Source organism: Actinophytocola sp., assembly GCF_036555685.1.
Taxonomy (GTDB): Bacteria; Actinomycetota; Actinomycetes; order Mycobacteriales; family Pseudonocardiaceae; genus Actinophytocola.
In genome coordinates, this window is record NZ_DATBKY010000201.1 from 1 (window position 1) to 11,040 (window position 11,040).

Consider the following 11,040-nt stretch of genomic DNA (forward strand, 5'->3'; position numbering starts at 1 on the left):
GCCGGCGTGCTGGCCGCGACCTGCATCTCCACGCTCGTGGTCAACGCGAACACGTCGGCCGTCAGCATCCTGCTGCCCGCGATCAGCGAGGACGTCGGCGTCGGCGTCACCACCCTGCAGTGGGCGGTGACCGGCTACTCCCTCGTCGGCGCCGCGGTGATCGTGACCGGCGGCGTGCTGGGCGACATCGCCGGGCGCCGCAAGGTGTTCGTCGCCGCGCTGCTGCTGTTCGTGGCCTCCTGCATACTCATCGCGCTGGTGAACTCCGGTGCGGGCGTCATCGCCGGGCGCGCGATCCAGGGCGCGGCCGGCTCGACGCTGCTCGCGTGCGGGCTGTCCCTGCTGTCGGTCTCCGCGTCGGGGGCCGAGCAGATGCGGGCGGTGTCGTTGTGGGGCGCGGCCTCCGCGGTCGGGGCGGCCGCCGGCCCCCTGGTCGGCGGCGCACTGGTGGATCTGACCGGCTGGCAGGGCCTGTTCTGGATCGACGCGGCGATCGCCGCCGCGTGCATCCCGCTTACGCTGCGCACGGTCCCCGAGTCGCGCGACCCGAACCGGCCACGCTCGATCGACGTCGCGGGCATGCTCCTGGTGGCGTTGGTGCTGGTGCCGTTCGTGCTCGCGCTCAGCGAGGGGCCAGCCTGGGGTTGGGGCTCGGCGAAGACGCTCATCTCCTTCGCCATCGCCGTCGTCGCCTGCGTCGCGTTTGTCATGGTCGAGCGCCGCGTGCACGCTCCGCTGGTCGACCTTCGCCTGCTGCGCAACAAGGTTCTCGTCGGCGCCACGCTGGTGATCCTCATCGTCGCGGGCGCGATCAATGGGCTGATGTACGTGATGTCGCTGTACTTCCAGGACCCGGCCGGCCTCGGCATGAGCCCGCTGCAAGCAGGGCTCGCCACGCTGCCCGCGTGCGCCGGGCTCGTGATCATCGCCCCGTTCGTCAGTCCACTCGCGACACGCATCGGCTCGCGACAGGTGATCCTCGTCGGGTTCCTGATCACGACCGGCGGGTTCCTCGTGCTCTCGTTCATCACGGGGTCCTGGGGCTACGGGCTGTTCGTGCTGCCGCTCGTGGCGGTCGCCGTGGGGATGGGCTTCTCCAACGGTTGCGCGTCCTCCGTCGCCACCGCCTCGGTGTCGGCGAACGAGGTCGGCGCCGCGTCGGGCATCTCGAACATGGCGCGCTACGTCGGCACGTCGCTGTTCGTCGCGGCGACCGCCACGATCTACGGCACCGCGACGGCCGCCAAGGACGTCTCGCCCGAGGACGCGGTCGCGAACGGTGTGAGCAACTCCGCGTGGCTGATGACGATCACCGCCGCGATCGGCATCGCGCTGTCGCTGTTCTACGGCCGGCACCGCCTGCACCAGCCGAAGCCGGTCGACCAGGCGGCCGCGGCGGCCGGGGTCGTGCACACCGTGCCCGGCTCGGCGCACGCGGAACCGGCTCACGCGTAAGGACTCACACCCGCTCGCGCACGGCGGCCGCCTCGGCGAGCCGCTGCTCGGTGCGGCGCACCGCGTCCCACCGGGCGTCCAGGGCGCCGGCGTCGAGCGCGCGCACGAGGACCGAGCCAGAACCGTGCCGCACCCGGATCTCGGCTATCCGCTCGTCGAACGTGACCGGTTCGCCGCCCGGGCTGATGCGCATGTCGCTGTACCACAAGGCATCCCGCAGCGCCGTGCGCTCGTCGGGGAACGCAGACAGTTCGTCGCCGAGCCCCCTGATCTCGGCGACGAACCGGGCTGCGGAGTGGTTGGCCACGAGCCTCGCGAGATGCGGCTCGTGGTGCTCGCCGGCGAGGAACCGCGCCCCGTCGAGCGGGTGGTACCCGGTGTCGACGAGCGTGGCCGCGTACCCGATGTCGTGCAGGAGCGCCGCCGCCACGAGCACGTCGTGGTCGACGGCGGCGAGGATCTCCCGCCCGACGCGGGATCCCAGGCGGGCCACTCCCTGGACGTGGGCCCATCGTCGGGGCAGCTCCCGAGCGAGATGGCGCTCGGCAAGGGCCCACGCCCAGAGTGTCAACGGCCGGCGCAGGACGGCGCCCGCGCCGGCGTGGTCACCAGTCCGAATTCTTGGCCTCGTCGCCATGCACGATCAACGCCCAGATCACCAGGACGTTGAGGGCGATGACGATGATGCCCCACGCCGGGTACGCGGACAGGAACGCCAGCTGCGTGATCGCGCTGATGCCACACAGGATCACACCGCAGATCCGCGCCCAGGTGGCGCCCGTGAACACGCCGATACCGACGGCCACCGCGATGATGCCGATGATCAGGTGGACCCAACCCCACCCGGTTATGTCGAACACCAGCAGGCCCTGCTGCGTCCTGACGTAGTACTCGTCGTTGAACAGCGCCACCAGGCCCTCGATCAGGGTGAAGGTGCCGAGCAGCACCATCATCGCGCCGCCGAAGTACACCCAGCCGACCCACGCCGACGTAGACCGGGTCCGCGCATGGGTCATCGGAGCGGATCCGGCCCCGGCCGGCGCTGCTCCGTGAAGGGCTTCACTCATGGTCTTTTCCTCCCGTCTCCGGTTGGGGTCATCATCGAGCGCGCGCGATATATGCCTCCTCACCCGGATAGGGTGAGCCGCGCTCTTCGCGTAACAGCTTCATCTCCCGGCCGTGCGCGACGATCGAGTAGATGACGATGACGTCGAACGCGATCACCACGATCGACCACACCGGGTAGGCGGCGACCGCGGCCATGTGCACGATCGCGCTCACCGCGGCGACGATGACACCGGCCACCAGGGCGACGGTGATGCCGAGGAACATGCCGACGCCGATCAGAAGCGAGACGACGCCGAGGCCGATCTGCAGCCAGCCGAGCGTCGTGAAGGAGACGTTCACGGACATCCCGTCGGCCGTCGTCAGGTAGTAGCCGTCGTCGAGCAGCGAGACGAGCCCCTGGAGCACGTGGAACGTGCCGACGAGCATGATCATCGCGGCGCCGAACGCGACCCAGCCCGTCCAGTTGGAGGCGTGTGGATGGTCTTCCTCGAAGAGCTCTACGGTCATGCCGCACAGAATCGTCCGCGCGGCGACCGTCCTTCTCACCCGCTGCGGATGAATGTGCTCACTCGCGTCGGGTGATGCATCCGGCTCGGCGGGCTGGTCGGCTTGGGCGCCACCGGCGCGAGCGAAAGGACCGGCCCATGTCAGATGTGGAGCTCAAGCGCGAGGAACTGCTCAGCCGCGACGAGGCCGCCAGGCGGCTCGCCGCCCTCGCGGCCGCGCTCGCCGACGGGGAGAAGGTGGAGGTGGCGCTCGGCGCGAGCAAGGTCAAGGTGCACGTGCCGGACCAGGTTCGGTGCGAGATCGAGATCGAGGTCGACGCCGACGAGGTCGAGCTCGAGCTGGAGCTGAAGTGGTCGCTCGGCAAGAAGGCCGCCGCGAGCACGGAACCCGCACCGAGCACCAAGACCGCCCAGGGCACGAAGACCGCCCCGAGCACGAAGACCGCCCCGAGCACGAAGACCGCGGCGCGGCGGGTCAGTACGCCGGCCGGCCGGCGAGCACGCGGAACAAGGCGCTGACCGACTGCCGCAACCCCCGGGGCGCGAACGCCGCGGGTGCCGCCCCGGGCGCGTCCTTCGGCACCCGCACGCGCAGGGCACCCGGCAGCGAGCGGAACCGCAACGGCGGTTCGAGCCGCAGCGCCTCGCCGTCCACGCCGACCTCGACGAGCGGGCGGCCGGAGCGCACCACGAACTCCGCCGCCTGCCACGTCTTGTAGCCGGGGAAGCGCCCGAGCTGCCCGGTGAGCTCCGCGGTGATCAGCGTCGGCAGGTCCCGCGCGCGGTCCACGGTGACCGTGACGATGCCGAGCGACCCGCCGTCGAGCCGCTCCCGCGTGCCGAAGCCGGAGAGCCGGTCGAGCTGGTACACGCCGTTCGACACGAGCACCACGTCCGCGGCCGGCGGCTCGACGCCGCCGGGTTCGCTGAAGTGCAGGTCGAACCTGTCCGCACCCGGGCCGAGGAGCTCCGGCAGCTGCTCGGCGACGGTCGCCACCTTGGCGTCGCGGTACTTCGGGGACTGCACGACCGTCGCGTACACGCCGAGCGAGGCGTTGTTGACGAACACCCGGTCGCCGAGCACCGCGAGGTCCACCCGCCGCTCCACGGCCTCGCCGAACGCGTCCAGCGCGAGCGCGACCCGCTCCCGGTCCAGGCCCAGGTCGAGCGCGAAGTGGTTGCGGGTCCCCGCGGGCACGCACACGAACGCGATGTCGTGGCGCCGGGCGACGTCCGCGACCAGCGCCTGGGAGCCGTCGCCCCCGGCCATGCCGATGACGTCCGCGTGCTCCGCGGCCCGCTCGGCGAGCTCCCGCAGGTCGTCGCCCGGGCGGAGCAGGATCGGCGTGACACCGCGGCGGCGCGCTTCGTTCTCGAGGTCGAACCGCGCCACCTTGCCGCCCCCGGACCGCGGATTCATCAGCAGCACGCCGTGCTCGGCCGGGCCGACCGGGATGGCCTCGACGTGCGGGGCGAGGTCGTGCCCGAGCGCGGCCCGGCCCGCGATCCCGCTCAGCACCGTCAGCCCGAGCACGACCGCCAGCACCACGAACGTCCGCAGGTCCGGCAGGAACGCGACGCCCACGAGCGCGGCGACCGACACGACGGCGAGCACGGCCCGCTGCCAGCCGCGGCGCACCAGTGCCGCCCAGCCGGCGACCACCGCGACGGCCAGCAGTAGCAGCGCGGCCATCAGCTGGAGGGGACTGCGCACGAGGACGACGACCACCACGACGATGGCGGTGGCCAGTGCGGCCAGGGCGAGCACCGCGCTCGCCCGGCGCGCGAGGGAGGGGCTCGCCGGTTCGGTCATGCCGGACACCCTGTGTGTGCGGGGATCCCGCTGTCGTCACCCGGACCGGATGATGCGTGGGTTCACCCTTCGCGGGCGAAGACCCCGGATTCGAGCACGCCGACGATGCCGCGATGACGCTCACGACGACCGACCGCGCCTTCTTCGCCGACGCGTCCCGCGACGAGCGGGCCGCACGGGGCAAGGAGCTACGCGCGATCGCGCCCCGGTCCAGCCACGCCGAGTTCAAGCGCGACCCGGGCCGGCCGGGCCCGCTGGAGCTGCTGGCGAGCCAGGACGTCACGCGCGTGCTCGAGCTGCTCCCGATCCGCTATGGACGGATGTCGGCGACGCCGTTCACCTACTACCGCGGCGCGGCGCTGCCGATGGCGAGCGACCTCGCGGACACGCCCGTGTCGGGCCTGACCGTGCAGGCGTGCGGGGACGCGCACCTGATGAACTTCGGCGCGTTCGCCTCGCCCGAGCGCAGGCTCGTGTTCGACATCAACGACTTCGACGAGACGCTGCCCGGGCCGTGGGAGTGGGACGTCAAGCGGCTGGCGACGAGCCTGGAGATCGCCGGCCGCAACAACGAGCTCAACGCGCGGCAGTGCCGGGCCGTCGTCCTCGACGCGGTCGGCCAGTACCGCGAGGCGATGCGCGACTTCGCCGCCCGGACCGCGCTCCAGGTCTGGTACGCACACGCCGACACGGCGATGATCGAGAGCTACACCGCGCAGCTGCGCCCGGGCAGCCGGCGCAAGCTGGACCGCAACGCGCTCAAGGCACAGTCGCGCGACAACATCGGCGCGCTGCACAAGTTCGCGAAGGTCGACGCCGGCGAGGCGCGGATCCTGCCCGACCCCCCGCTGATCCTGCCGATCGGCCACCTGGCCAACGAACGGGGCCGCGAGGTCGACCTGCGCGAGCAGCTCGGCGGGGTGATGGACGCCTACCGGGCGACGCTGGAACCGGAGCGGCGCGCGCTGCTGGACCGCTACCGGCTCGTCGACCTCGCGCACAAGGTCGTCGGCGTGGGCAGCGTGGGCACGCGCTGCTGGATGCTGCTGCTGCTCGGCAAGGACGAGCAGGACCCGCTGTTCCTGCAGGCGAAGGAGGCGAGCTCGTCCGTGCTCGAGCGGTTCGTCGGGCGCAGCCGGTACAACAACAACGGCCGCCGGGTGGTCGTCGGGCAGCGCATGATGCAGACGGTCAGCGACGTGTTCCTCGGCTGGGTCCGGGTGACCGGTTTCGACGACCGCTCGCGGGACTTCTACGTCCGGCAGCTGCGCGACTGGAAGGCGTCCGCGGACGTCGAGTCGATGAGCGCGGACATGTTGCGCCTCTACGGGCGGCTCTGCGCCTGGACCCTCGCCCGCGCGCACGCCCGCACCGGCGACAACATCGCGATAGCCGCCTACCTGGGGGCCGGCGCGACCTTCGACCACGCGATCGCCGAGTTCGCCAGGGCGTACGCCGACCAGAACGAGCGCGACCACGCCGCGTTGCTCGAAGCGATCAAGGCGGGCCGTGTCGCGGCTGATGCCGGACACTGAGCCGGCCTTCCGCACGCGGCCAGAGATGCGGCACGTTGTCGCGCTGGCCGTGATCCGCCCGACGCTGACCGTCATCGGGCTGGTCGCGCTGTACTACCTGCTGCCGGTGGACCGGTCCCTGACCGGCTGGACGCTGCTCGGCCTCGTCGGCGGGCTGGTATTCGTGGTCGTCGTGATCGTCTGGGAGATCCGGATGATCCTGCGGTCGGACCGCCCGACCTTGCAGGGCATCCAGGCGCTGGCGATCAGCGTGCCGCTGTTCCTGCTGATATTCGCGAACGTCTACTACCTGGTGGCGCTCAACAATCCGGTCAGCTTCACCGAGTCGCTGACCCGGACCGACGCGCTGTACTTCACCGTCACCGTCTTCGCCACGGTCGGTTTCGGCGACATCACCCCGGTCACGGAAGGCGCTCGCATCCTCGTGACCGCGCAGATGGTCGGCAACCTGCTGCTGATCGGCGTCGCGCTACGAGTAGTGCTGACCGCCGTCCAGCACTCCCGCCGCCGCCGCGGCCAGCTCGCCCACGACGAAGACCACGACGGCCCGACCTGAGCTCAGCCGCACCGCTGACCGCGAACCGCTTGATCTCATGCGGTCCGGGCGAGGCGGGACGACGCGCCGGCACCTACCGTCCGCCGGGTGACGCCGAGAGAGCCCGACCGGGCTTCGCCGGGACTGCCACGCGCGGTCGTGCTCCTCGGCGCCGCCGCGGCGGCGGTCGTGATCCTGGCCGGGATGCAGGTCAGCGCCTGGCTGCTGTCGCCCGTGTTCCTCGCCATGGTCGTGGTCATCGCGGCCAGCCCCCTGTCACAGTGGCTGCGCCGCAAGGGCTGGCCGGACTGGCTCGCCACGACCGCGCTGATCATCGTCGTCTACGCGACGATCGCGATCCTCGTGCTGACGATCGGCGTGTCCGTGGCGAGGCTCGCCTCCCTGTTGCCCACCTACGCCGACAGTGCCAACGACATCCTCCAGAACGTCGCCGACACACTGTCCCGGTTCGGCGTGGGGCCGGACCAGATCAGGCACGCGGCGAGCAGCATGGACTTCAGCAAGCTGGCCGCCGCCGTCGAGAGCCTGCTCAGCGCCGCGACCTCGCTCGCCAGCAACCTCGTGTTCCTGCTGTCGATGCTGCTGTTCCTGAGCTTCGAGACGCGATACGTGAGCGCCCGGCGCGCGCGCATCGCCGCGGACCGGCCGGCGATGAACGAGGCGCTCGAGGGCTTCATCCACAACACCCGCCGCTACCTGATCGTCACCACGGTGTTCGGGCTCATCGTCGCCGTGCTCGACGTCGTCGGCCTGTGGATCCTTGGCATCCCGCTCGCCGTCCTGTGGGGCGTCCTCGCGTTCCTGACCAACTACATCCCGAATGTCGGCTTCATCATCGGGTTGCTGCCGCCCGCGCTGCTCGGACTGCTGGAAGGCGGCTGGGGGCTCATGATCGCGGTGATCGCGGTCTACGGCGGGCTGAACTTCGTGCTGCAGTCGCTCGTCCAGCCGCGGTTCATCGGCGACGCCGTCGGGCTCTCGTCGACGGTGACGTTCCTGTCGCTGATCCTGTGGAGCTGGGTGCTGGGCCCGATCGGTGCGATCCTCGCCGTGCCGCTGACCCTGCTCGTCAAGGCGATACTCGTGGACTCCGACCCGAAGGCCGGCTGGGTCGACGCGATGATCGGCAGCATTCCCCGGGCGAAGAAGGAGCCCCGGGAGCGGCTCTACCGGCGCGCCGCCGTCTCTCTCGCGCGACGCCGCCTGCGGACCCCACGCCGGGGCCACGCACACTCGACCGGCACCTGAACGCTCACCGGTGGTTCTCGGTGGGCTGCTCGCCCGCGTGATCCGTCGCCGGCTCCGGCAGCTGGTGCACCGAAACGATGTTCAGTCCGAGGCTCTCCAGGAACGTCAGGATCCCGTGCAGGTGAGCCTGATCGGTCACGGCGCCGTAGAGGATGGTCTCCGGTGGCGCCGGCACGATCCGCATCTCGCTGAAGTCCCCGACCGCGTGCCGGGTTTGATCCGACAACCGCCCGCTGACCCGGAACTCGTACTGCCGCTGCACCGGCGCCAGAGTCGTCGGGTGACAGGTCCCGCCCATCACCCGGAGTTGATGAAATGTCCGGCCGCACCTTCCACCCTGCAACTCGGGGGTGCCAGTGTTGTCCTCAGCTGGGGGCTGAGGAGACGCTGGATGCCGGAAGAGCCGCGAGACGAACGCCACCGGGTGCCGGGGACCAAGCTGGCGGTGCCCGAGGCACCGTCGCGGCTCGTGTCGCGGCCCCGCCTGCTGGCGATGCTGGACACCGCCCGCGACACCCAGGTCACGCTCGTCAGCGCGCCCGCGGGCGCCGGCAAGACGCTGCTGCTCGCCGAGTGGGTGCGCGAGCGCGGGCGCGGTGACACGGCCTGGGTGTCGCTCGACTCCGACGACAACGACGACAGACGGTTCTGGTCCGCGCTGCTCGACGCGCTGTCCGCGACGGTTCGCGACAGCCCGCTCTCGCGGCTCGCGGTGCCCGCGAACCCCAGCGCCGACCCGGCATTCCTCGCCGACGTCGTGAACTCGCTGGACGACCTGCCCGAGCCGGTCGTGCTGGTCCTCGACGACGTCCAGGAGCTCACCAACCCCCAGCCGTTGCAGGGGCTCGAGGCCCTCCTGCAGCACCAGCCCGCCGGCCTGCGGCTCGTGCTGTCCACCCGGCACGACCCGCGCCTGCCGCTCGCCCGGCTGCGGCTCGCCGAGGAGCTCACCGAGATCCGCGCCGAGGACCTGAGGTTCTCCGCCGCCGAGGTGCGGGCCCTGCTCGCGACCGCCGACATCGAGCTCGACCACGAGCAGCTCCACCGCCTCGTCGACCAGACCGAGGGCTGGGCGGCGGGGCTGCGGCTCGCGACGCTGTCGCTGGCCGAGAGCGCCGACCCGGACCGGTTCCTCGCCGAGTTCGCCGCGAACGACCGGGCCGTCGGGGAGTACCTGATCGACGAGGTGCTCTCCCGGCTGCCCGAGGACATGGCGGAGTTCCTTCGCACGATCAGCGTGGCCGACAAGGTGTCCGCGGAGCTCGCCGCACACCTGTCCGGGCGGCCCGAGGCGGGCGCGGTGCTCGACGCGATCGCCGAGCGGACCTCGCTCGTGTTCCGGGTCGACGCCGTCCCGCGCGCGTATCACGTGCACTCCCTGCTGCGCTCCCACCTGCTCGCCGACCTCGCCCGGCAGGACCCGCAGCGCGCCGCGACGCTGCACGGCGCCGCCGCCGACTGGTTCAGCGCGCGCGACCAGCCCTCCCGCGCGCTGATGCACGCGATCCGGGCGGGAAACGACCGGCGCACCACGGAGCTGCTCCACCGCTACGCGGTCGGCCTGATCCTCAACGGCAGCCACGAGCTGGTCCGGGAGGTGCTCGACTCCCTCGATGCCCGCCCGGTCGTCGAGGACCCGCGCCTCGCGCTCGTGTCCGGGCTGCTGCACCTCGAGCAGGGCGACCCGGCCGAGGCCGAGCGGGACATCGCCCACGCGGAGGCATCCTGGCCGGCCGACCCCGGCGCGGAGCTGGCCGCGTTCCGCGGGCTCGTCCGCTCCCGCCTGGCCCAGGTCAGCGGTGATGTCGACGACCTGGTGGCGAGCACCGAGGAGCTCGCGACCGCGCCGGACTCGCTCGACGCCGCTGCCGCGCTGCAGCGCGGCAGCGCGCTGCTCGCCACCGGCGACCGGGCGGGGGCGCGCAGGCTACTGCGCGCCGCGCTGCACGCCGCCCGCGACGGCGGCCACGACTACGTGGGTATCCAGGCACTGACCCAGCTGTCCGGGCTCGCGGCCGCGGAGGGCGACTACCGGCAGATGGTCACGCTCGCCGCCGCCGTGAACGAGGAGAACGCCCGGCGCGGCTGGCAGCGGACCCTCGAGGCGGCGACGGCGTCGCTGATGCTCGCGTACGGCGCGCTGCTGCGTGCCGACCCGGCCGAGTGCGTGCGGCAGGCTCGGCGGGCGGGCCAGGTCGTCGACACCGCCGACCCGCCGGTCATGCGGGGCATGAACCTCTCGGTCGAGACGCTGCGCGGCGCCGGCGAGTTCGAGCTGGGCGACCGCACCGGCGGTGCCCGGCGCCTCAACGCCGCCCGGCTGGTGAGTGGCGGCGGCCGGTTCGCGGCCGAGCAGATCGCGCTGTGTGCCCTGCTGGAGCACCGCGCCGCGCTGCTCCTCGGCTGGGGCCCGGCCGCGGCGGACGCGCTTCGGTGGGCGCAGACCGGCATCCCCGACTCCGCCGAGGTGCACCTGATGCGGGCCCGGGCACAGCTCGCGCTCGGCCGGCGGGAGGCGGCCGCCAAGATCGTCCAGCCGGTGCTCGACGGCTCGGTCGTGCCCGCGATCGTGTGGTCGCCCATCGACGCCTGGTTGCTGTCGGCCGAGATATCGCTTGCCGTCGGGGACCGCCCGCGGGCCCGCCGCGCGCTCAAGCACGCGTTGTCGATGGCCGATGGGCTCGACGTGCCGTACCCGGTCGTGTTCGCCGCGCCCGAGATCACCGAGTTGCTGACGAGCGAGCTGGGCAAGCTCGGCCGTGCCGCGGAGCGGTTCGCCGAGCGGGTGTTCGCGTTGCGCCGCGCGCTGGACGTGCCGCCGATGGTGCCGCTGACCGCACGGGAGCAGGCGGTGCTGCG

At 72.1% G+C, this 11,040-nt stretch carries 11 protein-coding genes; 6 read left to right on the forward strand and 5 right to left on the reverse strand.

Annotated features, from left to right (window positions below):
- A partial coding sequence (locus VH969_RS19005; RefSeq protein WP_331976014.1) for an MFS transporter occupies positions 1-1,455 on the forward strand: 1,455 nt, incomplete at its 5' end.
- Between the two features lie 4 nt (positions 1,456-1,459).
- Here the strand turns inward: VH969_RS19005 and VH969_RS19010 are convergent.
- From VH969_RS19010 to VH969_RS19020, 3 genes are read right to left on the reverse strand one after another with little or no spacing between them, the layout of a single operon-like run.
- Positions 1,460-2,092: an HD domain-containing protein gene (locus VH969_RS19010; protein WP_527249165.1), complete on the reverse strand. Its 633-nt coding sequence runs from the start codon at positions 2,090-2,092 to the stop codon at positions 1,460-1,462.
- A complete protein-coding gene (locus tag VH969_RS19015; protein WP_414638567.1) occupies positions 2,061-2,522 on the reverse strand; it encodes a DUF7144 family membrane protein in 462 nt (153 codons plus the stop codon). Before VH969_RS19015 ends, VH969_RS19010 begins: the two co-directional genes overlap by 32 nt.
- Before the next feature lie 31 nt (positions 2,523-2,553).
- Positions 2,554-3,030 carry a DUF7144 family membrane protein gene (locus VH969_RS19020; protein WP_331976020.1) on the reverse strand — a complete coding sequence of 159 codons (477 nt, stop codon included), beginning with the start codon at positions 3,028-3,030 and terminating at the stop codon, positions 2,554-2,556.
- Between the two features lie 137 nt (positions 3,031-3,167).
- On the opposite strand from VH969_RS19020, the gene VH969_RS19025 reads away from it, so the two are divergent.
- Positions 3,168-3,548 (forward strand): amphi-Trp domain-containing protein, encoded by a 381-nt coding sequence (locus VH969_RS19025; RefSeq protein ID WP_331976022.1) that lies wholly within the window; start codon positions 3,168-3,170, stop codon positions 3,546-3,548.
- Here the strand turns inward: VH969_RS19025 and VH969_RS19030 are convergent.
- Positions 3,505-4,842 (reverse strand): diacylglycerol/lipid kinase family protein, encoded by a 1,338-nt coding sequence (locus VH969_RS19030; protein WP_331976024.1) that lies wholly within the window; start codon positions 4,840-4,842, stop codon positions 3,505-3,507. The two genes, VH969_RS19025 and VH969_RS19030, sit on opposite strands and share 44 nt — an antisense overlap.
- 113 nt (positions 4,843-4,955) lie before the next feature.
- Here VH969_RS19030 and VH969_RS19035 point away from each other — a divergent pair, with 113 nt between their 5' ends.
- The 3 genes from VH969_RS19035 to VH969_RS19045 all read left to right on the forward strand — a co-directional run bounded on the left by VH969_RS19035 (position 4,956) and on the right by VH969_RS19045 (position 8,181).
- On the forward strand, positions 4,956-6,377 hold the full coding sequence (locus VH969_RS19035) for a DUF2252 domain-containing protein (RefSeq protein WP_331976026.1): 1,422 nt from the start codon (positions 4,956-4,958) through the stop codon (positions 6,375-6,377).
- Positions 6,378-6,402: 25 nt separating this feature from the next.
- A complete protein-coding gene (locus tag VH969_RS19040) occupies positions 6,403-6,933 on the forward strand; it encodes a potassium channel family protein (RefSeq protein ID WP_331976028.1) in 531 nt (176 codons plus the stop codon).
- Between the two features lie 87 nt (positions 6,934-7,020).
- Entirely contained in the window at positions 7,021-8,181 is a 1,161-nt protein-coding gene (locus VH969_RS19045) for an AI-2E family transporter (RefSeq protein ID WP_331976030.1), read from the forward strand.
- 4 nt (positions 8,182-8,185) lie between these two features.
- Here VH969_RS19045 and VH969_RS19050 read toward each other — a convergent pair whose 3' ends face one another.
- Positions 8,186-8,443, reverse strand: coding sequence for a DUF8691 family protein (locus tag VH969_RS19050; protein WP_331976032.1), 258 nt, complete (start codon positions 8,441-8,443; stop codon positions 8,186-8,188).
- 129 nt (positions 8,444-8,572) lie between these two features.
- Between VH969_RS19050 and VH969_RS19055 the strand changes: the two genes are divergently transcribed.
- Positions 8,573-11,040: winged helix-turn-helix domain-containing protein (locus tag VH969_RS19055; protein WP_331976034.1), on the forward strand; the 2,468-nt coding region annotated here is incomplete at its 3' end.